The 25,173-nt window shown below is 72.1% G+C and carries 22 protein-coding genes and 1 tRNA gene; 13 read left to right on the top strand and 10 right to left on the bottom strand.

Annotated features, from left to right (window positions below; translation table 11 throughout):
- Window positions 1-163 precede the first annotated feature (163 nt).
- The gene (locus ABD295_RS01200; RefSeq protein ID WP_344301685.1) at window positions 164-1,105 is read left to right on the top strand and encodes an alpha/beta fold hydrolase; all 942 of its coding nucleotides are present in this window, start codon (window positions 164-166) and stop codon (window positions 1,103-1,105) included.
- 25 nt (window positions 1,106-1,130) lie between these two features.
- Here ABD295_RS01200 and aceE read toward each other — a convergent pair whose 3' ends face one another.
- A complete protein-coding gene (gene aceE / locus ABD295_RS01195) occupies window positions 1,131-3,866 on the bottom strand; it encodes a pyruvate dehydrogenase (acetyl-transferring), homodimeric type (protein WP_344301711.1) in 2,736 nt (911 codons plus the stop codon).
- Window positions 3,867-4,166: 300 nt separating this feature from the next.
- On the opposite strand from aceE, the gene ABD295_RS01190 reads away from it, so the two are divergent.
- The 7 genes from ABD295_RS01190 (at window position 4,167) to ABD295_RS01160 (ending at window position 10,500) form a co-directional block, all read left to right on the top strand.
- Window positions 4,167-4,601, top strand: a complete 435-nt coding sequence (locus tag ABD295_RS01190) for a DUF3052 domain-containing protein (RefSeq protein WP_344301684.1) — start codon at window positions 4,167-4,169, stop codon at window positions 4,599-4,601.
- Window positions 4,602-4,614: 13 nt separating this feature from the next.
- Window positions 4,615-6,255 (top strand): AMP-binding protein, encoded by a 1,641-nt coding sequence (locus ABD295_RS01185; RefSeq protein WP_344301683.1) that lies wholly within the window; start codon window positions 4,615-4,617, stop codon window positions 6,253-6,255.
- Between the two features lie 28 nt (window positions 6,256-6,283).
- Window positions 6,284-6,832, top strand: coding sequence for a peroxiredoxin (locus ABD295_RS01180; RefSeq protein ID WP_344301682.1), 549 nt, complete (start codon window positions 6,284-6,286; stop codon window positions 6,830-6,832).
- 246 nt (window positions 6,833-7,078) lie between these two features.
- Window positions 7,079-7,150, top strand: a tRNA-Val gene (locus ABD295_RS01175).
- A gap of 174 nt (window positions 7,151-7,324) precedes the next feature.
- On the top strand, window positions 7,325-8,470 hold the full coding sequence (locus ABD295_RS01170) for a Nif3-like dinuclear metal center hexameric protein (RefSeq protein ID WP_344301680.1): 1,146 nt from the start codon (window positions 7,325-7,327) through the stop codon (window positions 8,468-8,470).
- A gap of 51 nt (window positions 8,471-8,521) precedes the next feature.
- A complete protein-coding gene (locus ABD295_RS01165; protein ID WP_344301679.1) occupies window positions 8,522-9,283 on the top strand; it encodes a zinc ribbon domain-containing protein in 762 nt (253 codons plus the stop codon).
- Window positions 9,280-10,500 carry a bifunctional RNase H/acid phosphatase gene (locus ABD295_RS01160; protein WP_344301677.1) on the top strand — a complete coding sequence of 407 codons (1,221 nt, stop codon included), beginning with the start codon at window positions 9,280-9,282 and terminating at the stop codon, window positions 10,498-10,500. The genes ABD295_RS01165 and ABD295_RS01160 overlap by 4 nt, the downstream gene beginning before the upstream one ends.
- A gap of 85 nt (window positions 10,501-10,585) precedes the next feature.
- Here ABD295_RS01160 and yaaA read toward each other — a convergent pair whose 3' ends face one another.
- Window positions 10,586-11,365, bottom strand: coding sequence for a peroxide stress protein YaaA (gene yaaA, locus ABD295_RS01155; protein WP_344301675.1), 780 nt, complete (start codon window positions 11,363-11,365; stop codon window positions 10,586-10,588).
- 59 nt (window positions 11,366-11,424) lie between these two features.
- Here yaaA and ABD295_RS01150 point away from each other — a divergent pair, with 59 nt between their 5' ends.
- Window positions 11,425-12,876: an RNB domain-containing ribonuclease gene (locus ABD295_RS01150; protein WP_344301674.1), complete on the top strand. Its 1,452-nt coding sequence runs from the start codon at window positions 11,425-11,427 to the stop codon at window positions 12,874-12,876.
- On the opposite strand, the gene ABD295_RS01145 is transcribed toward ABD295_RS01150, so the two are convergent.
- The gene (locus ABD295_RS01145) at window positions 12,869-13,609 is read right to left on the bottom strand and encodes a PIG-L deacetylase family protein (RefSeq protein WP_344301673.1); all 741 of its coding nucleotides are present in this window, start codon (window positions 13,607-13,609) and stop codon (window positions 12,869-12,871) included. The genes ABD295_RS01150 and ABD295_RS01145 overlap by 8 nt on opposite strands.
- A gap of 167 nt (window positions 13,610-13,776) precedes the next feature.
- On the opposite strand from ABD295_RS01145, the gene ABD295_RS01140 reads away from it, so the two are divergent.
- On the top strand, window positions 13,777-14,502 hold the full coding sequence (locus ABD295_RS01140; RefSeq protein WP_344301672.1) for a hypothetical protein: 726 nt from the start codon (window positions 13,777-13,779) through the stop codon (window positions 14,500-14,502).
- Between the two features lie 7 nt (window positions 14,503-14,509).
- Here the strand turns inward: ABD295_RS01140 and ABD295_RS01135 are convergent, their stop codons facing one another.
- A complete protein-coding gene (locus ABD295_RS01135; protein WP_344301671.1) occupies window positions 14,510-15,310 on the bottom strand; it encodes an enoyl-CoA hydratase-related protein in 801 nt (266 codons plus the stop codon).
- A 5-nt stretch (window positions 15,311-15,315) separates the two neighbouring features.
- Window positions 15,316-16,479, bottom strand: a complete 1,164-nt coding sequence (locus tag ABD295_RS01130) for an acyl-CoA dehydrogenase family protein (RefSeq protein WP_344301670.1) — start codon at window positions 16,477-16,479, stop codon at window positions 15,316-15,318.
- Between the two features lie 126 nt (window positions 16,480-16,605).
- On the opposite strand from ABD295_RS01130, the gene ABD295_RS01125 reads away from it, so the two are divergent.
- The 3 genes from ABD295_RS01125 to ABD295_RS01115 all read left to right on the top strand — a co-directional run bounded on the left by ABD295_RS01125 (window position 16,606) and on the right by ABD295_RS01115 (window position 19,238).
- The gene (locus ABD295_RS01125; protein ID WP_344301669.1) at window positions 16,606-17,331 is read left to right on the top strand and encodes a VOC family protein; all 726 of its coding nucleotides are present in this window, start codon (window positions 16,606-16,608) and stop codon (window positions 17,329-17,331) included.
- Between the two features lie 2 nt (window positions 17,332-17,333).
- Complete coding sequence (locus ABD295_RS01120) at window positions 17,334-18,626, top strand: NAD(P)/FAD-dependent oxidoreductase (protein ID WP_344301668.1); 1,293 nt, start codon at window positions 17,334-17,336, stop codon at window positions 18,624-18,626.
- A gap of 129 nt (window positions 18,627-18,755) precedes the next feature.
- Window positions 18,756-19,238: an SRPBCC family protein gene (locus ABD295_RS01115; RefSeq protein WP_344301666.1), complete on the top strand. Its 483-nt coding sequence runs from the start codon at window positions 18,756-18,758 to the stop codon at window positions 19,236-19,238.
- Between the two features lie 13 nt (window positions 19,239-19,251).
- Here ABD295_RS01115 and ABD295_RS01110 read toward each other — a convergent pair whose 3' ends face one another.
- The 5 genes from ABD295_RS01110 to ABD295_RS01090 form a co-directional block, all read right to left on the bottom strand.
- Window positions 19,252-20,898 carry a bifunctional 3'-5' exonuclease/DNA polymerase gene (locus tag ABD295_RS01110; RefSeq protein WP_344301665.1) on the bottom strand — a complete coding sequence of 549 codons (1,647 nt, stop codon included), beginning with the start codon at window positions 20,896-20,898 and terminating at the stop codon, window positions 19,252-19,254.
- A 41-nt stretch (window positions 20,899-20,939) separates the two neighbouring features.
- The gene (locus ABD295_RS01105) at window positions 20,940-21,662 is read right to left on the bottom strand and encodes a class I SAM-dependent methyltransferase (RefSeq protein ID WP_344301664.1); all 723 of its coding nucleotides are present in this window, start codon (window positions 21,660-21,662) and stop codon (window positions 20,940-20,942) included.
- Window positions 21,663-21,716: 54 nt separating this feature from the next.
- Window positions 21,717-23,063: a DUF222 domain-containing protein gene (locus tag ABD295_RS01100; protein WP_344301663.1), complete on the bottom strand. Its 1,347-nt coding sequence runs from the start codon at window positions 23,061-23,063 to the stop codon at window positions 21,717-21,719.
- 215 nt (window positions 23,064-23,278) lie between these two features.
- Window positions 23,279-24,190 (bottom strand): cation diffusion facilitator family transporter, encoded by a 912-nt coding sequence (locus ABD295_RS01095; RefSeq protein ID WP_344301662.1) that lies wholly within the window; start codon window positions 24,188-24,190, stop codon window positions 23,279-23,281.
- Between the two features lie 38 nt (window positions 24,191-24,228).
- On the bottom strand, window positions 24,229-25,128 hold the full coding sequence (locus ABD295_RS01090) for a DMT family transporter (RefSeq protein WP_344301661.1): 900 nt from the start codon (window positions 25,126-25,128) through the stop codon (window positions 24,229-24,231).
- Window positions 25,129-25,173: the final 45 nt, after the last annotated feature.

The raw sequence follows: 25,173 nt of genomic DNA, 5'->3' as shown, positions 1-25,173 counted from the left end.
CCTCTCTCCGGCAGGCCGTGTGCCGTTCTGGAACGTGTTCTGGTTGAATCGGTCGCGGTGGTCTCGACTGATCGCGTAGTGGTCGTCGAGCAGAATCGCGTAGTGGTCGTCGAGCAGAGTCGAGACGTCGCTGCTCGACCACCGATGGCGACGAGGAGGTCCGGTGCAGGTCGAGCACGTCACGATTCACGGGCACCGGCGCGCGTACGTCCGCACCGGGTCGGGGCCGGCGCTGCTGCTGCTCCACGGCCTCGGGTGCGACCACACCACGTGGGACCCCGTCATCGAGTCGCTCGCGCGGCGCTACACCGTCATCGCGCCCGACCTGCTCGGGCACGGCGAGTCGGACAAGCCCCGCGCCGACTACAGCGTCGGTGGCTACGCCAACGGCATGCGCGACCTGCTCTCGGTGCTCGGGATCGACCGGGTCACCGTCGTCGGCCACAGCCTGGGCGGGGGTGTGGCGATGCAGTTCGCCTACCAGTTCCCCGAGCGCACCGAGCGTCTGGTGCTGGTCGCGCCCGGTGGCTTCGGCCCGGAGGTCACCCCGCTCATCCGCGCGGTCACCAGCCCGGGCTTCCACCAGGTCGTCGGACTCCTGACCATGCGGGGCGTCAAGCGGCTGAGCACCGGTGGCCTCCGGATGCTCTCGCGACTCCCCGTGACCCAGGTCCGCGACCTCGGCGAGGTGGCCGACGTCTTCGACACCTTCGCCGACAGCCGCTCGCGCGCGGCGATCCGGCACGTCGTCCGGGCCGTCGTGGACTGGAAGGGCCAGGTCATCACGATGACCGACCGGGCCTACCTCACCGAGCACATGCCGATCTGCATCATCTGGGGCGCCGACGACATGGTGATCCCGGTCCGGCACGCGGAGACCGCCCGCGAGGTGGCCCCGGGCGCGCGGATCGAGGTGGTCCCGAACGCCGGCCACTTCCCGCACAAGGACCACCCGCAGCGGTTCGTGAAGCTGCTCAACGACTTCGTCCGCTCGACCGCCCCGTCGGCGTACGACGTCGAGGCCTGGCGGGAGACCCTGCGCTCAGGCGGCGACCCGTCGCTGAAGTCGGCCGAGGCCGGCGAGCGGCCGATCCGGGCCGTCTAGGACCCCGTCGGCGTGAGACGACCTGCTACGCGTCCCCGCCCTCCTGCTTCACACCCCGCACAGCAGTCGGGTCGTCGATGCGGTAGTTCTCGAACGCCTTGACGACGGCGTCGCGCGGGATGGTGCCCGCATCGGCGAGGGCCTGGAGGGCCTGCACGACGACCGACTCGGCGTCGATGTGGAAGAAGCGGCGCGCGGCGGGACGGGTGTCGGCGAAGCCGAACCCGTCGGCGCCGAGGACGCGGTAGTCCCGGGGGACCCAGCGGGCGATCTGGAGGGGTACGGCGCGCTGGTAGTCCGAGACCGCCACCACGGGACCGTCGACGTGGCGCAGCTTGTCGGTGATGTAGGCGGTGCGCGGGTCGGCGGCGGGGTTGAGGAGGTTCCACTTCTCCGAGGCGATCGCGTCGCGGGCCAGCTCGTTCCACGACGTGACCGACCAGATGTCGGCGGCGACGCCCCACTCGTCGGCGAGCAGCTGCTGTGCTCGCTGGATCCAGGGCAGGCCGACGCCGCTGGCGAGCAGCTGCACGCGCGGAGCGTCGGGCGGCAAGCCCTCGGGCGGGACGGCCAGGTGGTAGATGCCCCGCAGCAGCCCGTCGACGTCGAGCCCCTCGGGCTCCTTGGGGTGCGTGTAGGGCTCGTTGTAGACCGTGAGGTAGTAGACGAGCGGCTCGCCGTGCGGGAACGCCTCGGTCGAGCCGTACATCCGGCGCAGGCCCTCCTGCATGATGTAGCTGACCTCGTAGGCGAACGCCGGGTCGTAGTGCACGACCGCGGGGTTGGTCGCGGCGATCAGCGGGCTGTGGCCGTCGGCGTGCTGCAGGCCCTCGCCGGTCAGGGTCGTCCGGCCGGCGGTCGCGCCGATGAGGAAGCCCTTCGCCAGCTGGTCGGTCATCGCCCAGATCGAGTCGGCGGTCCGCTGGAAGCCGAACATCGAGTAGAAGATGTAGACCGGGATCATGTGCTCGCCGTGGGTGGCGTACGCCGACCCCGCAGCCGTCGCCGAGGCCATGGACCCGGCCTCGGAGATGCCCTCGTGGAGCAGCTGGCCCTGCGGCGACTCCTTGTAGGCCATGAGCAGCTTGCGGTCGACCGACTCGTAGGTCTGCCCGTGCGGGTTGTAGATCTTGTTGGACGAGAACATCGAGTCCATGCCGAACGTGCGGTACTCGTCGGGCGCGATCGGCACGATCCGGTGCCCGATCTCGGGGTCCTTCATCAGGTCCTTGAGCAGCCGGACGAACGCCATCGTGGTGGCGATCGACTGCTTGCCCGAGCCCTGCTTGAGCTCGTCGTACATCTCGTCGCCGGGCAGCTTCAGCGGCACCGCCTTGATCTTCCGCTCCGGCACGGGCCCACCGAGCTCGCGACGCCGGTCGCGCAGGTAGGCGAGCACGTCGGAGTCCTCGCCCGGGTGGTAGAACGGCGCGCTGCCGTCGGCCTCGTAGGCGGAGTCGATCTCGTTGTCGGAGATCGGCAGCTCGAGCCGGTCGCGGAACTGCTTGAGCGCGGCGGAGTTGAGCTTCTTCATCTGGTGGGTGGCGTTCTTGCCCTCCAGCGCCTCGATCGTCCAGCCCTTGACCGTGTGGGCGAGGATCACCGTCGGCTGACCGACGTGGGTCGTGGCGGCCTTGAAGGCGGCGTACACCTTGCGGTAGTCGTGGCCGCCGCGCGGCAGCAGCTCGATGTCGCGGTCGGAGAGGTGCTCGACCATCTTGCGCAGCCGGGCGTCGGAGCCGAAGAAGTGCTCGCGGATGTAGGCGCCCGACTCGACGGAGTAGGTCTGGAACTGACCGTCCGGGACGGAGTTCATGCGGTTGACCAGCACGCCGTCGACGTCGCGGGCGAGGAGGTCGTCCCACTCACGGCCCCAGACGACCTTGATGACGTTCCAGCCCGCGCCGCGGAAGAACGACTCGAGCTCCTGGATGATCTTGCCGTTGCCGCGCACGGGACCGTCGAGCTGCTGCAGGTTGCAGTTGATGACGAAGGTGAGGTTGTCGAGCTCCTCGCGCGCGGCCAGGCCGATGGCGCCGAGCGTCTCGACCTCGCCGGTCTCGCCGTCGCCGAGGAAGGCCCACACGTGCTGGTCGGAGGTGTCCTTGATGCCGCGGTGCTGCAGGTAGCGGTTGAACCGCGCCTGGTAGATCGCGTTGATCGCCCCGAGGCCCATCGAGACGGTCGGGAACTCCCAGAAGTCCGGCATCAGCCGGGGGTGGGGATAGGACGACAGCCCCTGTCCCGGTCCGTGCTGGACCTCCTGGCGGAACCGGCCGAGCTGCTGGGCGGTGAGCCGCTTCATCAGGTAGGCGCGGGCGTAGATGCCCGGGGCGGCGTGTCCCTGGATGAACAGCTGGTCGCCGCCGCCCGGGTGCTCCTTACCGCGGAAGAAGTGGTTGTAGCCGACCTCGTAGAGGCTGGCGACCGACTGGTACGTCGCGATGTGCCCGCCGACCTCGAGGCCCTTGCGGTTGGCCGACGACACCATGACCGCGGCGTTCCAGCGGATGAGGCGGCGTACGTCGCGCTCCATCTGCTCGTCGCCCGGGAACCACGGCTCGCGCTCCGGCGGGATCGTGTTGATGTAGTCGGTGCTGCGCAGGGCCGGCACACCCACTGACTCCTCGCGGGCCCGCTCGAGCAGGCGCAGCATGACGTAGCGGGCGCGCTCGCGACCGCGGTCGGCCACCATCGCGTCGAACGACTCGAGCCACTCGCGGGTCTCGTCCGGGTCGATGTCGGGCAGCTGGGTGGGCATGCCTTCGTGGATGACGCCTGGCACGCCCGAGGTGGGGCTGGCGGGGGATCGCCGTTGGTCGCTCACCCCTTCATCGTGTCACTTCGACCTCGACGGGCACAGGGCGGGCATGAAGCCGGACAAGGTACCGGTCGGTAGGCGGGCGGTGACGAGCGGGCTTGCGGAGGCAGGCCAGGCTTGCGGTCCTGCCCCAACTCGGGTGGACTACTCCCCATCTCAGGGCCGCGCCCCGTCGGATCGGAACGATTCGTCGAGCCGGCCACCGGTGCAGGCAAGACGAGTGAGGCTGGAGGACTACGGGTGAGCGGGACCGCAGGTGACGGGTCCACCCAGACGGCGAGCACGCCGGCCGCGCGCCTCTCCATAGCGCCCGGCATGGTCGTGCAAGAGCTCGGCTGGGACGAGGACACCGACGACGAGGTGCGCCTGAGCATCGAGGACGCGATCGACGCCGACATGGTCGACGGCGATTACGGCAACGTCGTGGACGCGGTGGTGCTCTGGTGGCGCGCCGACGACGGAGACCTCGTCGACGGGCTCGTCGACGCGCTCACCGACCTCGTCGGAGGCGGCGCCATCTGGCTGCTCACCCCCAAGATCGGCAGGCCGGGGGCCGTCGAGGCCGCCGACATCGCCGAGGCCGCGCCCATCGCCGGCCTCTCGCAGACCACCACCACCGCCGTCAGCAAGGACTGGACCGCGACCCGCCTGATGGCTCCGAAGACGATCGCTTGACCAGGGTGCCTCAGTGCATCTGACCCACGGGCTCGACCGCATCGGGGCGGCCGCCGTGCTGGTGCGCACGATGGCGCGCGCCGGCGTCGTCCAGCCCCACGCCCCGTGGCGGCTCGCCCGCGTGGGCCGCACCGTCCTCCAGTGGGGGACCGGTCCGGCCGGGGGGTTCCAGACGCTCTACCACCGTTGGCCCGACCGGGCCTGTCTCGTCGACGAGCGCGGCACCCTGACCAACCGCGACGTCCACGAGCGCAGCAACGCGCTCGCGCACGCCCTGGCCGACCTCGGGGTGGCTGAGGGCGACAGCGTCGCGATGATGTGCCGCAACCACCGCTACTTCGTCGACGTCAGCGTGGGAGTGGCCAAGCTCGGCGCCGACGTCCTCTACCTCAACACCGCCTTCGCCGGCCCCCAGCTCGTCGAGGTGCTCGAGCGCGAGCAGCCGTCGGTGGTGGTGTACGACGAGGAGTTCGCCGGGCTGGTCGGCTCGACGTCGGTCGGGCGCCAGGTGCTCGCCTGGGTCGAGCACCCCGACGACCCCGACGCTCGCGCGAACGACCTGCCCACGGTCGACGAGCTGGTCGGGCGGGAGAGCACCGACGACCTGCCGCCGCCGCGACGCCACGGGCGGGTCGTGATCCTCACCTCGGGGACCACCGGGACGCCCAAGGGGGCGCCCCGCAACGACCCCGGGCTCGACGCGGCCGTCGCCATCCTCGAGCGGATCCCCTTGCGGGCGGGCATGCGGGTGCACATCGCCGCGCCGCTCTTCCACACCTGGGGGTTCGCACACCTCGCCCTCAGCATGCTGCTGGGCACGACGATGGTGCTGCGCAGGCGCTTCGACCCCGAGGACTTCCTGGCCACGATCCAGGACGAACGCTGCGACGCCGTCGTGGTGATCCCAGTGATGCTGCAGCGGGTGATGTCGCTCGATCCCGAGATCCGCGGCCGCTTCGACCTGTCGCGGGTGCACGTGGTGACGTCGTCGGGGTCGGCGCTGCCCGGCGACCTGGCCACCCGTTGGATGGACCAGTACGGCGACAACCTCTACTCGACGTACGGCTCGACCGAGGTCGCGTACGGCAGCATCGCCACACCTGCGGACCTGCGCGCCGCACCGGGGACGGCCGGCCGCCCCCCTGTGGGCACGGTCGTCAGGATCCTCGACGACGACGGCCGGGAGGTCGCCGACGGCAGGACCGGCCGCATCTTCGTCGGCAACTCGATGCTGTTCGAGGGCTACACCGGCGGCGGTGGCAAGGAGGTCGTCGACGGGCTCATGTCGACCGGCGACGTGGGGCGCATCGGCGCCGACGGCCGGCTCAGCGTCGAGGGCCGTGACGACGAGATGATCGTCTCCGGAGGGGAGAACGTCTTCCCCCAGGAGGTCGAGGACTGCCTGGCCAGGCACGAGGCGGTCGTCGAGGCCGCGGCGATCGGCGTGGACGACGACGACTTCGGCAAGCGGCTGCGGGCCTTCGTGGTGCTCACGGACTCGGGCACGGGGGAGGGCGTCACCGAGGACGCCCTCAAGTCCTGGGTCAAGGACAACCTCGCCCGCTACAAGGTGCCGCGCGAGATCGTCGTGGTGGACGAGCTGCCCCGCAACGCGACCGGCAAGGTGCTCAAGAGAGACCTGCCCACCGACTGACGTCGGTGCGGGGTGGCACACTTCGAGCGTGCGGTCCCCCGATCCCCTCGCAGACCAGCTGGCAGACCGGCTGCCAGACCGGCTTGCCGACCCCGTGCTCGAGCCCGTGGTCGAGCCAGGCATCTCGCTGGGCTCGATCGCGCCCGACTTCGAGCTGCGCGACCAGTTCGGCCAGGACGTCCGGCTGTCGTCGTTCCGGGGTCGCAAAGCGGTGGCGCTGGTCTTCTACCCCTTCGCCTTCTCGGGCGTCTGCACGAGCGAGATGAGCGGCATCAAGGCGCGCCTGGAGTCGTTCCTGACGTTCGACTCGGAGGTGCTCGCGATCTCCTGCGACCCGGTCTACTCGCTGCGAGCGTTCGCCGATGCCGACGGGCTGAACTTCCCCCTGCTCTCCGACTACTGGCCGCACGGCCAGGTGACGCGGTCCTACCAGGTCTTCGACGAGGCGCGGGGCTGCCCCCAGCGGTCCTCCTACGTGATCGACCGCGACGGCGTCGTCCGCTGGTCGGTGCACCATGCGTCGCCCTTCGGACGTGACCTCGACGAGCACGTGCGCGTGCTCGAAAGTCTTGTGTAAAGGCGATTTCGACACCCGTCTAGACCTCTGACGCCGATTTTCGGTGTCGTCTTGGGTTGCGGCACACGCATCTGTATCGTTCTTCTTGTTGAGCCGCTGGTGACCCGAGACGCCAGCGGTTCAACTCTATTTCGGGGTGGTTCTCGACTCTGCTCGACCACCGACGGGGCCGTAGCCCGCGGTCTGCCACCGGGACGTGACGATGCCGTTCCCGCCCCGTCTCTGCCGTAGGGTGTGGCCGCTTTCGGGCGTATAGCTCAGCGGTAGAGCTCTGGTCTTACAAACCAGCGGTCGGGGGTTCGATCCCCTCTGCGCCCACCCGTCCAGATCCCTTACGATCGAGGTGGCTGCCGCGTGTTGCCACCAGCTCGGGTGGGTGACGGATCGCCGCGCAACCCGAGCCTCGGTGGCCTCCCAAAGGGAGCGGTCACCGAGGCTCGTCCACGTGCTGGGTCGTGGGTCCCGAGCCGGACGGGCGACTAGCCTGCGGTCATGCCGGTGCGTCCAGCCCTTCGTGACGTCGTGGCCCTCCTCGACGAGTGGTACCCGCCTGCGACCGCCGACTCCTGGGACGCGGTGGGGCTGGTCACCGGCGACCCCGACGCCCCGGTCTCGAAGGTGCTGCTGGCCGTCGACCCGGCGCCGGCCGTGGCGCACGAGGCCGCGGAGTGGGGCGCCGACCTGTTGATCGTGCACCACCCGCTCTTCCTCAAGGCCGTCCACGGCGTGCCCGCCACCACGCCCAAGGGCCGCACCCTGGCGACCCTGACCGCTGCGGGGTGCGCGCTGCTCACCGCCCACACCAACGCCGACCAGGCAGTCGGCGGTGTCTCCGAGGCACTGGCCACAACGCTCGGCCTCGCCGACCAGGCGCCGCTGCGGCCGGCCGCGGCAGCACCCTTGGACAAGCTGGTCGTCTTCGTCCCCGTGGTGGACGCCGAGCGGGTGCGGACCGCCATGACCGACGCAGGGGGTGGCCGGCTCGGCGACTACGACAGCGCGTCGTTCACCAGCCCGGGGGAGGGCAGGTTCCGACCACTGGCCGGCGCCAGCCCGGCCATCGGTGAGGTCGGCAGGGTCGAGGTGGTCGACGAGCTGCGGGTCGAGTGCGTCGTGCCGCGGGGCCGACGCTCGCATGTCGTGCGGGCGATGCTGGCCGCGCACCCCTACGAGGAGCCGGCATGGGACCTCGTCGAGCTCGCCGACGCCGGGCTCTCCGCGACCGGCACCGGCCGGGAGGGCACCGTGGCGGAGACCTCGCTCGCGGCCTTCGCTGCGCGGGTCGCCGAGGCGCTCCCCGCGACGCCCGCCGGGATCCGCTACGCCGGGGACCCGGACCGCGTCGTACGCAGGGTGGCCGTGTGTGGCGGCGCGGGTGACTTCCTGCTCGACGAGCTCGCGACCCGCGACGACATCGACGTCTACGTCACCAGCGACCTGCGGCACCACCCTGCGGCGGAGTTCCTCGAGAAGGGCGGCCCCGCCCTGCTCGACGTGCCGCACTGGGCGGCCGAGTGGACCTGGCTGCCGCTGGTCCAGTCGCGGCTGGGCCGCGCCACGGGAGATGGCGGCCTGGGGGATACGGTGGAGGCCCGCGTCAGCCGGATCGTCACCGATCCGTGGCGAGCCCGCATCTGAGCGAACGCCCGGAGCGCGTCCCACCGAAGTCAACGCCCCACCCAAGTGAACATGGCCCGAGGAGCAGAACTGAAAGCCGACCCGTCCGCCCAGCTGCGGCTTCTCGACGTCCAGGAGCTCGACGCGCGCGCCGACCAGCTGCGCCACCGCTTGGCCTCCATGCCCGAGCACGCCGACATCGCGGCCGCCCGCGCCCAGGTCCAGGACCTCGACAACCTCGCTCTCGACGCCCGCACGCGGGTGGAGGACCTCACCGCCGACCAGGAGAAGGCCGACGCCGACGTCGAGGTGGTCAAGGCGCGGCGCACGCGCGACCGCGACCGCATGGACAAGGGGCTGATCACCAACCCCAAGGACCTCGAGCGGATGCAGCAGGAGCTGGTGTCCCTCGAGCGGCGCATCAGCACCTTGGAGGACGAGGAGATCGCCGTCATGGAGCAGCTCGAGGAGGCCCAGCGCGAGCTGGCCGACTTCACCGAGCAGTCCCGTGCCGCCCGCGAGAAGGGCGCGGCCCTGGTGGCCTCGCGCGACGCCAAGACCGCGGAGATCGAGGCCGAGCTGGCGACCATCGCCGCCCAGCGCGGGCCTGCCGCGGAGGGCCTGCCGGCCGATCTGCTGGCGCTCTACGACAAGCTGCGGGCCAGCAAGGATGGCGTCGGCGCGGCGGCCCTGCGGGCGCGTGAGTGCGGGGGCTGCCGGCTCAGCCTCGACGCAGGCGAGCTGGCCGCGATCAGGGCGGCGCCGGAGGACGACGTGATCCGGTGCGCCGAGTGCCAGCGGATCCTGGTGCGCACGCCCGAGTCAGGGCTGTGACTGATCCGTTCCGCCACAAGCGGGTGATCATCGAGGCCGACGGCGGCTCGCGCGGCAACCCCGGCCCAGCGGCGTACGGCGCGGTGCTCAAGGACGCCGACACCGGTGAGGTGATCGCCGAGGACGGCTCGACGTTGGGCGTGGCGAGCAACAACGTCGCGGAGTACAACGGCCTGATCGGCGGGCTGCGGATGGCCGCGGAGCTCGCCCCGGACGCCGAGATCGAGGTCCGGATGGACTCCAAGCTCGTGGTCGAGCAGATGTCGGGCAACTGGAAGATCAAGCATCCGGACATGAAGCCGCTGGCCCTCGAGGCCAACCGGCTCGCGCCGTTCGGGACGACCTACACCTGGGTGCCCCGGGAGCAGAACAAGCACGCCGACCGGCTCGCCAACGAGGCGCTCGACGGGGTGCGCTCGGGCGTCACTCACCTGGCCGGGTCTTCCGGCGCGGACGGAGCCCAGGGGCCCGGCGGCGAGGCCGTGGCCAGCCGTCCCCGCAGTCCCAACGAGGTGCGGGTGCGCGGGTGGTCGCCCGCCAGCGACGTGCGCACGACGGTGATCCTGGTGCGGCACGGCGTCACCCCGCTGACCGCCGAGAAACGCTTCTCGGGCGGCCTGGCCAGTGCCAACCCCGGACTCAGCGACGAGGGCCGCGACCAGGTGCGGGCGACGGCCGAGTGGCTGGCCCCGCTGGCCGAGCGGATCGACGCGGTCATCTCCTCCCCCGTGCGCCGCACCCGCGAGTCCGCCGAGATCCTCGCGGAGCGACTCGGCCGACCCGTGGAGGAGGAGCACGGCTTCGCCGAGATGGAGTTCGGCGCCTGGGACGGGCTGACCTTCACCGAGGTGGGCGAGGCGCACAAGGCGGAGCTCGACGCCTGGCTGGGCTCCCTCGACGCGGTCCCCGGCCGGGAGGGCGAGTCGTTCCGCACCGTCGAGAAGCGGGTGCTCGACGCCCTCGACCGGGTGCTCAGCGAGCGCTCCGGACAGACCGTCGTCGTGGTCAGCCACGTGACCCCCATCAAGACCCTGGTCGCGCACGCCCTTCGGGCCCCGCTGGAGTCGGTGTTCCGGATGGAGCTGACGCCGGCCTCGGTGACGGTGCTGAGCTTCTTCGGCAGCGGTCCCGACCAGGACGTGCCGATGGCGTCGATGCGCCTCTACAACGCCGCGCCGCCCGGTGCGACGACGTTCGGTGGCCCGCCGAGCTGGTGAGGGACCGCGTCACCGCCTGTGACGCGAAGCGGCGTGCTCCCGGCGTGCAGCCCTCCTCGGGCGATTGGGCAAGCCGATCTCCTCGTCAGATCTCGCTGACGACGACGTCGAGCCGGGTGCCTAGTTTCGTCGACTCGCCGACCTCGACCGTCCAGCCCAGGTCCCCGAGCACGGCAGCGAGGGCTGCCGGACGACGCGGCGTGCGGCCGTCCTCGAGCAGTGCGCGCACCAGGCGTCCCTTGGTGGCCTTGTTGAAGTGGCTGACGACCTGCCGGCGGCCGTCGACCTCGTGGAGGACGCGCACGGTGGCGACCTGCGGGGCGAGGTCGGGAGCGGGCCGCCAGAAGGCGGCGTACGTCGTCGAGCGGAGGTCGACGACCAGCCCGCTGCCCAGCGTCTCGCGGACGGTCTCGTCGAGGGTGCCCCGCCACACGCCGGCGACCGGCCCGACGCCGGGGAGGGAGACGTCGCCGGAGAGGCGGTACGACGGGATCTGGTCGCTCGGCCGCACCAAGCCGAAGAGGGAGGACACGATCGCGACCCGGGAGGTGGCCCGACGTCGGGCGCCGGGGGAGAGGGTCACCAACCCGAGGGCGTCGTAGAGGACGCCGGTGTAGATCGTGTCGGCGCGCGCGGTGGGTGAGGTCCGGAGGACTCGGTCCAGCAGGACGAGGTCGGCCTGCGTGCCGCCGAGCCCCAGCACCTTCGCGGCCTCTGTCGGGTCGCCGTGGGCGAGCTCGACGAGCGCGTGGAGCACCTGTGCCCGCGACGTGGTGAGCGCGGGGAACGACAGGGCGTCGAGGTCGAGCCGCTTGCCCCGCCGCGGGACGGCCTTGCCCTCGCTCGGCGGCAGCAGGATCAGCACGGCCGCCACCCTAAGGCCGGTCCCGGGTCTCCTTCCGTCCAGGTCCTAGGGTTGTCGCCATGCCGAGCAACCGAGCCGTCCACGTCCGCTCCGCGGACGACGGGGTGGCCGCCCGGACCCTGCGCGAGGGGATCGCCAAGATCCAGAAGGAGCTCGGCGCGGAGCCGGAGTTCCCGGCGGACGTCGAGGCCGCCGCCGCCGAGTCGGCGGCCAACCCGCGCCTGCCGGAGCTCGACCGCACCGACCTCGAGCTCGTCACGATCGACCCGCCGGGCGCCCGCGACCTCGACCAGGCGCTCTTCCTCGAGCGCGCGGGGGACGGCTACCGCGTCTACTACGCGATCGCCGACGTCGCTGCGTTCGTCACACCCGGTGACCCCGTCGACGTCGAGGCGCACCAGCGCGGCCAGACGCTCTACGGCGCCGACTCGAAGATCCGGCTGCACCCCGCTTCGATCTCCGAGGACGCCGGCTCGCTGCTGCCCGACCAGGTCAGGCCGGTGCTGCTGTGGACCATCGACGTCGACAGCACCGGTGAGGGCACCGACGTGGTCGTCGAGCGGGCGCTGGTCCGCTCGCGCGCGCAGCTCGACTACGAGTCCGTCCAGGAGCAGCTCGACGCCGGCAACGCCGACGAGTCGCTGCGGCTGCTGGCCGAGGTCGGCAAGCTGCGCCAGGCCCGCGAGGCCGCCCGGGGAGGCGTGTCCCTGCCGATCCCCGAGCAGGAGGTCGACATCGAGGGGGACACCTGGCACCTCGAGTACCGACCGCTGCTCGACGTGGAGCTGTGGAACGCCCAGATCTCCCTGCTCACCGGCTTCGCCGCGGCGTCGCTGATGGTCTACGGCGCGGTCGGCCTGCTGCGCACGCTGCCACCGCCGGACCCGCGCGACGTGCAGCGGTTGCACCGCACCGCCCGCGCGCTCGGCATCGACTGGCCGGCGGAGCAGCTCTATCCCGACTTCATCCGCACCCTCGACCCTGCGAAGCCGGCGCACGCCGCGATGGTGGTGGCGTGCACCCGGCTCCTGCGCGGCAGCGGTTACGCCGCCTTCGACGGCGCCGTCCCGGAGCAGCCCCTGCACTCCGCGCTGTCGAGCGAGTACGCCCACGTGACCGCTCCGCTGCGCCGGCTCGCCGATCGCTACGCCGGCGAGATCTGCATCGCGCTGTGCGCCGGCACGGACGTGCCGCCATGGGTGCTCGACCGGTTGCACGACCTGCCGGGGATCATGACCGAGTCGGGCCGTCGCGCGGCGGCGTACGAAGGGGCTGTGGTCGACCTGGTCGAGACCGCGCTGCTGGCGTCGCACGTGGGGGAGAGGTTCGACGGCGTCGTCGTCGACGTCAACGAGAAGGACCCGCGGCGCGGGACCGTGACCCTGGCCGAGCCGGCGGTCGAGGCGCCGATCCGCTCGACCGAGGGGGAGCTGCCGCTGGGCACCGAGGTGTCGGCCCTGCTGACGCGCGCCGACGTGGACGCGCGCAAGGTGGAGTTCGAGCTCAGCTGACAGGCCCCGGATCGAGCGGGTCGGCGAAGCCCTCCCTGGCGACCCACGCGGCGTACCGCTCCCGGCCGACCGCGTCGACCAGGCCCGAGGTCTGGCTGGCCTGGGCCAGGAGCGCCGCGACCTTGCGCTCGCGTTCCTCGCCCTCGATGTCGAGGTAGACCACCAGCTCGTCGGGGGTGCACAGCCGGGGCCGGCCGTGGGTGTAGATGGCGTACCCCTCGTTGATGTCGCGGAACGTCTCCATCTCCTGGGGCGTGAACGCCGAGTGCAGGACCCGCGGCCGCGAGGCCATCCGTGGCGCCGCGGCGCTGACCCAGGCGCTGACCGTGCAGTGGTCGGGGTGCCCGGTGATGCCGTCGGGGCCGAAGGTCAGGATCGTGCGCGGGCGTACGTCGTCGGCGATCTCGACCAGCCTGGCCACGACCGGCCCGGGGTCGAGGTCGGCGCACCCACCGTCGGGCAGGTCGAGCCACACGTGCTCCTCGATGCCGAGGATGGCGGCCGCCGCCTCCAGCTCGGTGGTGCGCAGCGCCGCCAGCGCCGCCCGCTCGGCGTCGGTCGCGTCGGGATCGGCGGCCTCTCCGCGGGTCGCCGTCACACAGACGACCCGCTCCCCGCGGTCGCGGAGGCGTGCGAGGACGGCGCCCGACAGGTAGGTCTCGTCGTCGGGGTGCGCCCAGACGGCCAGGGTCGTGCCGAGGGCGTGCGTCGCATCGTCGATCGCGTCTGTCACGGGTTCAGCCTGGCGTGAGTCCGAGGGTCGATGCCAGAGCGGAGGCCGCGGAGCAGCCAGTCCGTGCCGAAGCACGTCCTAGGGGGTGTGCCCCGGGTCGCCTCGTTGTGTCTACGTTGAGGCAGGCCCGGCACCGCCCGGGAGTCGACCGCTCTCGGGAGGGCGTCATGTCCGGCTGGCACAAGGGCCGATCCATCCGTACGACGAGCCTGGGCGTGGCGCTGGCGGTGGCCGTGCCTCTCAGCCTCGCCGGCCCCCTAGGTCTCACGGGGCCCGCCGGAGCCGCCGCGGCACCGGAGACGACCATCACGTCAGGGCCACCGGACGGCGTCGTGCTGCGCGGGCGTGCGGTGGTCTACGGCCTCGAGTCGTCGGCGACCCCGCCGAGCTTCACGTGCTCGCTGAACGACCGGCCGATCACCTGCACGACGTCGGGTGCGGACCTGAGCAACCTCGAGGGCGGGACCTACACGCTGCGTGCGGCCGCGACCGACGCGACCGGCCTGGCTGATCCGACCCCGGCCGAGCGGACCTTCACGGTGCCCTTCGACGACGACGTGCTGACCCAGAAGGGCGAGTGGTCGGACCACAAGAAGCCGGCGGCGTTCGACGGTGACTACGTCCGCAGCACCGACAAGGGCGCCAAGCTCGTCTACCGGGTCTCGGACGTTGTCGGCATCAGGCTGGCGGTGAGCACCGGCCCCGAGTTCGGTCGCGTCCAGGTGAGGCTCGGGAGCAAGGTGCTCAAGACTGTCAACACGCGAGGGGGCGTTCGGTCGCTGCGGCTCAAGCCGGTGGCGACCTTCGACACGCCTCGCGCGGGCAAGCTGCGCATCGTCGTGGCGGGGCACCGCGAGGTGCGGATCGAGGGCCTGGCGGTGATCACCGGCTGAGAGGGGCTCAGCGCCCCTTCCAGACCGGCGGCCGCTTCTCGGCGAAGGCGCGCGCGCCCTCGAGCTGGTCCTCGGAGGAGTAGAGCGCGGCGACCGTCGGGAGCCGGCTGTGGGTGACGAGGTCCATGGCGTCCTGGAAGCCCAGTGTCTCCGCGACGCGCGCGGTCTCCTTGATGGCGGCGAAGACGAGCGGGGGTCCGGCGGCCAGCGTCCTGGCCACCTCCCACGCCTTGGTCCGCACTGCCTCGTCGTCGGCGAGCACCTCGTTGACCAGCCCCCAACGGGCAGCCTCGTCGGCGGGCATCCAGCGGCCGGTGAGGAGCAGTTCCATCGCCACGTGGTAGGGCATCCGGCGGGGCAGCTTGAGGGTGGCGGCGTCGGCCAGGGTGCCGGCGTTGATCTCGGGCAGTCCGAAGGTCGTGGTGGTGGACGCGTAGATCAGGTCGCAGGAGAGGGCGAGCTCGAAGCCGCCCCCCACGGCCATGCCGTGCACGGCGGCGATGACCGGTTTGTTGAGGTCGGGCAGCTCCTGGAGGCCGCCGAAGCCGCCGACGCCGTAGTCGCCGTCGACCGCGTCGCCGCCCGCGGCGGCCTTGAGGTCCCAGCCGGCGCAGAAGAACTTGTCGCCGGCGGTGCGCACGATCGCGACGCGGAGCTCGGGGTCGTCGCGGAAGCCCGCGAAGACCTCGCCCATCGTCCGGCTGGTCGCCAGGTCGATGGCGTTGGCCGGCGGCCGGTCCAGGGTGACCTCGAGGACGCCGTCCTCGCGGTGGAGGTGGAGCACCTCGGTCTCGGGCTCGCCGGTCACCGAGGTCACGCTCCCAGCGGCCGCAGCAGCGAACGGCTGATGATGTGTCGCTGGATCTCCGAGGTGCCGTCCCAGATCCGTTCGATGCGCGCGTCGCGCCAGATCCGCTCCAGGGGCAGCTCGTCCATGAGGCCCATCCCGCCGTGGATCTGGATCGCCTCGTCGGCGACCATCGCGAGCACCTCGCTGGCCTTGAGCTTCGCCATCGCGTAGTCGGCGTCGGTCGCGGTGCCCTGGTCGTGCTTCCAGGCGGTGTGCAGGGTGAGCAGCTCGGCGGCCCGGAGCTCGAGGGCCATGTCGGCGAGCTTGAACCCGACGCCTTGGAACCGGCCGATCGGTTGGCCGAACTGCTCGCGGGTCGCGGCGTACGACACCGACAGGTCGAGCGCACGCTCGGCCCGGCCGAGACAGGTGGCCGCGACCTGGAGGCGGGTGGCGCTCAGCCACGTGCCGGCCAGCTCGAAGCCGGTGCCCTCCTCGCCGAGCAGGGCGTCCGGCCCGACACGCACGTCGTCGAAGTCGACGATGGAGTTGGTGTAGCCGCGGTGGGACACGTTGCGGTAGCCGTCGTGCACGGCCACGCCGGGCGTGTCGGCGTCGACGAGGAAGATCGACATCGCCGGCCGTCGCTCGTCGTCCTGGTCCTGCGGGCCGGTGCGCGCCAGCAGGATCACGAAGTCCGCCTCGTCGGCGTGGCTGATGAAGTGCTTGCTGCCGCGGATGACCCAGCCGTCGCCGTCGCGAATCGCCCGGGTGCGGATCGCGCGCACGTCGGAGCCGGCGCCGGGTTCGGTCATCGCCAGGCAGTCGGTCTTCTCGCCGCGGACGCAGGGGAGAAGGTAGCGCTCGCGCTGGTCGGCGGTGCCCGCCAGCAGGATGTTCGACGGCCGCAACACTCCGGTGTAGTGGAGCGCATAGCTCGCCTTGCCCAGCTCCTTCTCGAACAGCACCTGGCTCACCGTGTCGAGACCGGCGCCGCCGACCTCCTCGGGCATGTTGGCGGCGTACAGCCCCGCCGCGATGGCCTTGCGCCGGATCTCGGCGAGCAGATCGGGGCGCACGACGCCCGTGCGCTCGACCTCCTGCTCATGGGGGTAGAGCTCACGCTCGACGAACGCGCGGCTCACCTCGACGATGCTGCGCTGCTCGTCGGTCAGTTCGAAGTCCACGAGGTGACGCTAGCCGCGCCAGCCTCTTTGGGCGAGGTCGGTCCACGGCGGCGGTCGATGGCTGACATCGAGAACGTGGGCATGTCCTGATGCCCGGTCCGGCGGCATCAGGGACACAATCCGGGGGTGATCACCTTCGACCACACGTCGTTCGCCGTGCCCGATGCCGTCGCGGCGGCCCGGCGGGTGCGTCGCGAGCTCGGTGCCGTCCCGTTCGCCGGAGAGGCGATGAGCGAGTTCCGGTGGCTCCAGCTGCGGGTCGGAGACAACGGTCAGTCGGTCGAGCTCCTGGACCCGGCCGGGCCGGGCTTCCTGAGCAGGTTCCTGGACCGCCGGGGGAGCGGGCCGCACCACGTCACGTTCCTCGTGCCCGACCTGCGGGCGGCGGTCGCGGACGCCCGGGCGGTCGGTGCCGTCGTCGTGGGGGAGGACTACGGGCACCCGGCCTGGCGAGAGGCGTTCCTCGCGCCCGACGGGGTCCACGGCCTGGTGATCCAGCTCGCGGAGACCGACGGCTCGGACGACTACGTCGCCGACTGGTGGCAGCCGGTCACTGCCGAGGAGCCGCTGCGGGTGGCGACCCTGGGCCACACCCATCTCACGACCACGGACCCCGGCCGGTCGGAGGAGATCTTCGCGAGCCTGCTCGGCGGCGAGCAGGAGCAGCGCTCCGACGGGGTGCGCTACTCCTGGCCCGGTGGGGCGCTGCTCGTCCGGCGCGGCGACGTGCCCGGCATCACCGGCCTGACCCTCGATCAGTGGCCCGGCGCCGCACCTCCCGTGACGGACCTCCTGCCCGGCGTCGCCTGGACCCTGGCCGATGAGCCCGGCGCGATGGACATGACGCGATGAACATGGCGACAGCGGACGCGATCGTCGTCGGCGCCGGCGTGATGGGCGCCTCGATCGCTCTCGAGCTCAGCCGGGCGGGTTTCACGTGCGTCGTCGTCGACCGCGGGCGTGCCCCGGGGGACGGGTCGACGAGCGCCTCGAGCGGGATCGTCCGCTTCAACTACCCGACGCCTGACGGGGTGGCGCTGTCCTGGGAGTCCAGCGCTCGCTGGGACGCATGGGAGGACCACCTCGGGCTGGTCCCGGACCAGGGGCTGGCCACCGTCGACCGGTGCGGCATGGCGTTCCTCGACGTGCCGATCTTCCCGCGGGACCGGATGGTCGCCCTGCTCACCCAGGCCGGGATCCCGGTCGAGGAGTGGGGGCCTGGCGACCTACGGGCGGCGTACCCCGGCATCGATGCCGGTCGGCACTACCCGCCGAAGCCCGTGCACTCCGAGGCCTTCCTGGCCGAGCCCCGCGGTGAGCTGGGTGCTGTCTACACCCCTGGTGCGGGGTACGTCGGCGACCCTCGGCTCGCGGTCGCCAACCTCGCGGAGGCCGGGGCCCGTCAGGGCGTGCGCTTCCTGCTCGGGCACAAGGTCACGGGGCTCCGCCAGGTCGGCACGGACTGGCGGGTGACGCTCGACGACGGTCAGGTGCTCGAGGCGGCCGTGGTGGTCAACGCCGCCGGACCGTGGTCGTCGTCAGTCAACCGGCTCGCCGGTGTGGGCGACGACTTCACCGTCGAGGTCCGGCCGCTCCGGCAGGAGGTGCACCACCTGGTCGCACCGGCCGCGCTCGGCGAGCGGTTCCCGATCCTCGCCGACGCCGACCTGGGGATCTACGTGCGGCCCGATGCCGCCGGCCACCTGCTGGTCGGCGGTACCGAGCCGGAGTGCGACCCGCTGGAGTGGCTCGACGACCCCGACGAGTCAGACCCCCGACCGACGCAGCCGCGCTTCGAGGAGCAGGTGTGGCGGGCCGCGCGGCGCTTCCCCGAGCTCGCCGTGCCGAACCGTGCGCGCGGCCTCGCGGGGGTGTACGACGCCGCGTCTGACTGGACGCCCGTCTACGACCGCGTCGATGCCGACGGGTTCTTCGTCGCGATGGCGACCAGCGGCAACCAGTTCAAGAACGCGCCGAGCGTCGGGTCCCTGATGGCCACGCTGATCCAGGAAGTGCTGGCCGGCCACGACCACGACGCGGACCCGGTGCGCTTCGAGGCGACGTACACCGGCGGCTGCGTCGACCTCGGCGCGTTCAGCCGGAAGCGCGCCCGCAACACCGCCACGTCGGGCACGGTGTTCGGCTGACGGGGCGTAGGCTACTTAAGTAGCGGGTACTTCGGGCAAGCAGGCAAGTACCTGGCCGTGGGAGGGCACGACACCGCACCTGGGGAGGGCGGCCACACAGCTCGTCGACGAGAGGTGGAGGAGGCAGCGTTGCCCACGGTCGAGCGCATCGTCCGCGCCGGCTGCCCGTTCGCCCAGATCTGGGCGAGGCTGAGCGACTACCAGGAGGCGCCGCGGTGGGATCCGCGCCTGGAGTCCGTCGAGCGGATCGAGGGCGACGGAGGTGTCGGGACCGTCTACCGCACGCGGTCCATGGTCGCCGGCGTCCCGACTGACGGCGTGCTGCGGGTGACCTTGTATCGGCGCCACGAGCTGCTGGAGCTCAGGGGAGCGCACGCGAAGCTGCGCGCGATCGAGACGCTCAAGCTCCTGCGCGGCCACCATGGTGCGTTCGTGCACTGGTGCTCGCAGCTCGAGGACCCGCTCGACGATGCCGCCGCCCGGTCGGGCCAGGTGCCTGGCCAGGTGCCTGGCCAGGTGCCGGGCCACGTGTCGGGCCACGTGTCGGGCCACGTGTCGGAACGCGTCGGTGACGCCCTGGTCGCGCGGCTCGCGGCCTACCTCAGCGACTAGCCGGGGGCTGCCTTCACTTGCCGGCCTCGGCATAGGACCGGACGACCGTGACGTTGAGCGGGAAGTCGATCGAGACGTCGGGGAACACCAGCGACGCTGCCGAGGCGGCGGCCTCGGTCAGGCAGGCCGTGACCTTGTCGGCGAGCTCGCTCGGGGCATGCACCACCACCTCGTCGTGCAGGAAGAAGACGAGGTGCGGGCGGGCCGTGAGCGCGCCCTGCCCGCCGAGACGCCAGAGGCTGTTGCGCAGCTCGGCGATCCAGCACAGCGCCCACTCGGCGCCCGTGCCCTGCACCACGAAGTTGCGGGTGAAGCGTCCCCACGACCTCCGGCGGCTCGCCTGCGCGTCGGGGTCGGCGGGAGCTCCCTCGTCGGTGTGGCCCCAGTCGTCGGCGCCGCCGATCGTCGAGCCGCGTCCGAGCTGGGTGCGCACGACCTGGGCCCGCTCGCCAGCACGGGCGGCATCCTCGACGAGGCCCATGGCGCGGGGGTAGCGCCGCATCAGGGCGGGCAGCATCCGGCCGCTGTCGCCGGTCGTCGCGCCGTAGAGCGCACCGAGCATGCCGACCTTGGCCTCCGCGCGGCTGGCGACCGCGCCGTCGTCGACGATGGCTTGGTAGAGGTCGGCGCCGCGAGCCGCGCCGGCGAGGGCGTGGTCGTTGCTCATTCCGGCGAGCACCCGAGGCTCGAGCTGGGCGACGTCGGCGACGACCAGGCACCACCCCTCGTCGGCGACCGCCGCCGGACGGACCTGCATCGGGATCGAGAGGGCGCCGCCCCCGTTGGAGGACCACCGGCCCGTGCTGGAGCCGGCCGGCTGGTACGCAGGGTGCAGCCGGTCGCCGCGCACCCACTGGTCGATCCACTCCCAGCCGTTGTTGGAGAACAGGTGGGACAGGCGCTTGTAGCGCAGCAGCGGCTCGATGCACGGGTGGGTCTGCCGGCGCAGGGTCGAGGCGCGGACGTCGGTGAGGGTCAGGCCGGAGCGCTGGAGGGCCGCCAGCAGCTCGGGCCTGGAGTCCGGGTTGAGGCCGGGCGTGCGGAGCAGCTCGCGGAGCTCGTTGGCCAGCGCCTCCAGCTCGGCGGGGCGAGCGCCGCGTGGCGGTCGCGGGCCCAGCTGCTCGTCGAGGATCCGCTCGTGGACCTCCCGGCTCCACGGGATGCCGGCGTGGGTCATCTCCGCGGCCGCCAGCGCTCCCGCGGACTCCGCGGCGAGCAGGAGCCGGAGCCGGCCCGCCTCGGACGACGCCGCCACGGCCGCGAGCTGCCGTCTGTCCTCCACGCCGGCGTCGAGGTGCTCGATGCGGTCGTCCACGGGGAACAGGGTCGGCAGCGCGGCGACCGCCGGGCCGAGCCGGTCCCAGAGGTCCGCGTCATCGCCCTCGAGCAGGTCGCGGTCGACGGCAGGGGCACGCGTGAGGATGCGGCGCGAGAGCCGCAGGTCGTGGCAGCGCGCTACTCGCACGCCGGCCTCGAGCAGAGGTGGGTACCACCGGGCGGTGTCGTCCCACACCCAGCGGGCGCCGTCCTGCTCGATCTCGGCGACGTGAGCAGCCAGCTCGGACGCGGGCAGCTCACGCTCGCCGTCGGCGCCGACCACGCGGACCCGCTCGCCCGGCAGGCGGGACAGGGCGACGCGAGGCACTCCCGACGGCGGCACGCGGCCATCCTCACACCGGTCGCCGACAGGGGCGCTGTCGATCAGCCGGGGGTCGGCAACCCCAGGTCGGCTCGGAGCTCCGCGACGATGTCGGGGAACCTCGCCAGGCGCAGCGCGTCCTCCTGACGCGTCAGGTCGTCGAAGGTCATCGAGCCGACCTCGGCGAGGGTCCTGTGGGGTACGTCGGGGCGTCGGTGCCGCCAGAGCACGGCCTGGCCGTGGTTGTTCTGGATGACCCGGAACGACAGCTGCTGGCAGAAGGTGTCGATGAAGTAGACCAGCCGGAACACGTCGCCCATCCAGGCCTTCTCCTCGACCCGTCCGGCCTCGCGGCGTACGCGGAAGAACTCCTGGCGGTCGGCGATCGCCGCGAGGTCGGTGGGCGGACGCACGTCGTCGATGACGATCACGCCGCGGGGTTGGAGGTGCGGGAGCGCGTTGAGCAGGTCGCGCAGCGTCTGCTCCACCGTGTGCAGCCCGTCGAGGAAGATGACGTCGAACTGCGCGTCCGGCTCGATGACCGTGCCGAAGTACTCGTCGCTGGTGATCTCGTGATAGCTGGTGCCGAGCGTCTGCCGCTCCGGCGCGTGCTGGTCGAAGCGGAACTCCGGGTCGACCGCGACCTTGACGGCCGCCTCCACCTTGTCGAAGGTCTTCGCCTCACAGACCCCGATCTCGAGGTACCGCGGGTCGTCGTAGTGGGCCAGCAGCCGTCGCACGACCTGGCTGCGCCCGACGCCCCCCTTGCGTGGTGTCGCCGTCACGCCGCCACCGTACGTGAGCCCGCTCCGATCTCCACGCGCGCGTCGCGTCGCCGACTAGCCGGCCAGCACGAAGTCGATCGTGAAGGGGGTACGCCGGATCGTCGCGAGTGCGGGTGGTCGCGTCGTGTAGGTGTGGCCGGTGGGTGTGGTGGTCTCGACGGTGTTGGGTGATCGAGCAGCGAGCGGTGAGTCGGGTCCCCTGGCCGACCAGCCGGGCGCCTCTTTGGCGTAGCTGCATGCTTCGCAGAGTCCTTGGGCGTTGTGCTGGCTGGTGGGGCCGCCGCTGGTGTAGCTCTGGGCGTGGTCGATGTGTCGGATGGGTGCGTCGCACCAGGGTGTGCGGCAGGTCTGGTCGCGCAGGCGGATGAACCGGCCCATCGCGTGGGGGAACAGCCGGGCTCTCGCGTCGGCTGCGACGAGCTGGCCGGTCTCGGGGCTGGTGTAGAGCCGCCGGATCCAGACCTTCTCCTGGCGCTCGCAGGCGCCGGCCACGATCTCGCGGGCGAGCTCGGCGGGGATCGGGCCGTAGCCGTCGAGGCGGGCCGGCTGGTCGTCGTCGCCAAGCAGCGCGGTGTCGGTCATCACCAGGTTGAGCCGCACCGGCCTCGAGGCGACATCCGGTGGTCGAGCAGGGTCGAGACCCGACGAGACCGACGTGACTGAGGTGACTGAGGTGACCGCGGCGACCAGCTCGTCGGCCATGACCTGCCCCCGGCCGCGTGGGTCGCCCTCGGCGCGGGCGGACTCAGCGCGGCGCTGCAGCGCGGCGTACGCCGCGACCCCGTCCTTGACCGGCAGCAGGGCGGTCAGCCAGGTCATCGCGTCTGGTGCGGGCCGCAGCGACACGAACCGCTCGGACTCGGCCCGGCGGCGCCGCGCGACGAACGCCTCGGCGTCGACCTGGTAGGCCACCCGTTGGCAGGCCGCGGCCAGCTCACGCTCACCCATCGCCTCGAGCGCCGCCAGGTCGGAGGCGATCTGGGCGTCGACCAGCGCCCGGTCCTCTCGTGACAGGCACGCGGTCTCCCGGGCGACCAGGGTCGCCTTCCACTCGGTGATGCGCCCGGCGCGCCACGCGGCCCAGGTGTGCGGCAGCTCGGTGGTCACCACCTTCGCCAGACCCAGGTGCCGCCGACCGCGGTGCGGGGACTCCCGCCGCGCCAGCGCGACCTGCGCGGCGACCCCCTGACCGCGCCGAGCCGCAGGCACACCGGCCGCCTCGTGGGCCTCACGCTGGGACCGGTCCAGCTCCACGGCCAACGCCGCCTGCGCCGCGCTCATCACGCACACCGCCTCCTCGAGGGTCCTGATCCCCTCGACCAGCTCGGCGTCGCACAGTCCACTGCCCGACTCCAACGACGCCGACAGCTCAGCGGTCAGGTCCCGAAGTAGTTCGAACACACGTTCGATTGTAGTCGACCCCGCACCAACCCGCAACCGCCCGACCCAGACCGGCGCACGGAGTCCTCGCCCACGGCTCCGGCCGCGACTAGCGTGCGAAGGATCCGAAGGCACATCGACCGAAGGAACAGACCATGCCTGCCACCTCGACCCCGCGCGTGCGCGTGAACCTCAGCCTCGTCGTCCGACCTCATGGTCACCACGCGGGGTGAGGGCTACCAGGTCACCTCGTGGCACGCGTTGGTCGGCCGGTCCTCGACCTGCAGGGTCGCGTGCTCGACGCGGTGGGTGACGCGGAGGACGTCCTGGGCGGCCTGCAGCACCCGTTGGCCGTCGGCGTGGTCCTCGACGACCAGGTGGGCGGTCGCCACGTGCATTCCCGACGTGAGGGTCCAGACGTGCAGGTCGTGGACATCGCGTACGCCGGGCACGGCGGCCAGGTCCGCGGTCACGGCCTCGACCTCCATGCCGGCGGGCACGTGCTGGCCGAGCACGGCGAGCACCTGGCGGCCGAGGCCGACGGCGCGCACCGCGACGAAGACGCCGATGGCCAGAGCGACGATGGTGTCCCAGACGGGACTCCCCGACACCAGCACGAGGAAGCCCGCGACGATCACACCGACGCTGCCCGCGGCGTCCGCGACCACCTCGTAGTAGGCACCCTTGACGTTGAGCGACTCCTTCGCGCCTGAGCGCAGCAGCAACAGCGACACCCCGTTGACCGCGAGGCCGAGCAGACCGACGACGAGCATCGGACCCGTGGAGATCTCCTCCGTCGTGCCGAAGCGGCCGATCGCCTCGACGCCGACGTACACCGACACGGCGAGCATGATGAGCACGGTGAACCCGGAGGCGAACACCTCGGCCCGGTAGGACCCGTAGGTCCGCCGTCCTGTCGAGTCCGGTCGTGCGGCGACCTTGGTGGCCACCAGCGCGGCTCCGAGGGCGACCACGTCCGCGGCCATGTGACCGGCGTCGGAGATCAGCGCGAGGGAGCCGGCGACCAGGCCGACGACGAGCTCGACGACGAAGAAGGCCGCGACCATCGCGAAGGTGAGGGTGAGCCGCCACCGGTGCCGACCGCCCGCACTCGTGGGCCCGTGCCCGTGTCCGTGCCCCGCACCCACCGCGGCTCCTCTCGTCCGCGTCCAGGATGCCGTACGGGTCAGACCCGCGCGGGGACCCGCGGGGCCACGACCCGGGGTGCGCTCGTCCTCCACTGCACGAGGACCACTGCGGCCAGGACCAGGACGCCCCCGAGCGTCTGGGCTGTCGTCAGCACCTCGCCGAACACCAGGGCCGCGGCGCCGACGGTCACGACCGGTTCGATGCCCGACAGCAGCGCGGCCATGGACGGCCCGACGCGGGCCAGGCCGCTGAAGAACAGCAGGATCGAGCCGACGGTGCAGACGAGCGCGATCACGCCGATCCACGCCCAGCCGGCGGCGGGCATGCTGAGATCTGGGCCACCGGTGACCAGGCCGGCGATCGTGCAGCTGGCGAAGGCGCCGACGCAGACCAGGGCGGTGAGGGGCACGGCGGGAGCGTCGCGGACCACCCGGTCGCCGACCAGGATGTAGACGGTGTAGACCAGCGCGGAACCGAGCGACAACGCCGCGCTGACCACGTCGAAGCCCCCGCCCCGGCTGCTGACGCCGCCGAGGACCAGCGCGCTGCCGGACAGCGCGAGGGCCAGCGCGACGAGGCGGCGTCCCGAGGCCCGTTCGCGGCCGATCGCCACCGCGGCGACCATCACGAGGACGGGGTAGACGCAGAACACCAGGGCGACCTCCGACGCGTCGACGCGCGCGACGGCGGCGAGGTAGAGGCCCGCCTGCGCGGCGTACCCGAAGACGCCCATGCCCAGGCCCGCCAGGACGGTGCGTCGATCCAGCCTGCGCAGCGCCCCGGTCACCAGCGATACCGCGAGCAGGGCCGCACCCGCGAGCCCGAAACGGATCACGAGCAGCCCGCCGACGTCGGCGCCCTCGGCGTAGGCGAGCTTGGCGAAGATCGCCATCAGGCCGAAGCCGACGGCGGAGAGCAGGACGAAGACGGCACCCACGGGTCAAGCCTGGCGACGCGGACCGTCCGTGTCCATCGAGCCTTT

It is taken from the genome of Nocardioides bigeumensis (assembly GCF_039531755.1).
GTDB classification, from domain to species: Bacteria; Actinomycetota; Actinomycetes; order Propionibacteriales; family Nocardioidaceae; genus Nocardioides; species Nocardioides bigeumensis.
Note: the sequence above shows the minus strand (reverse complement) of the source record. Positions and strands in the feature narration are given on the sequence as shown.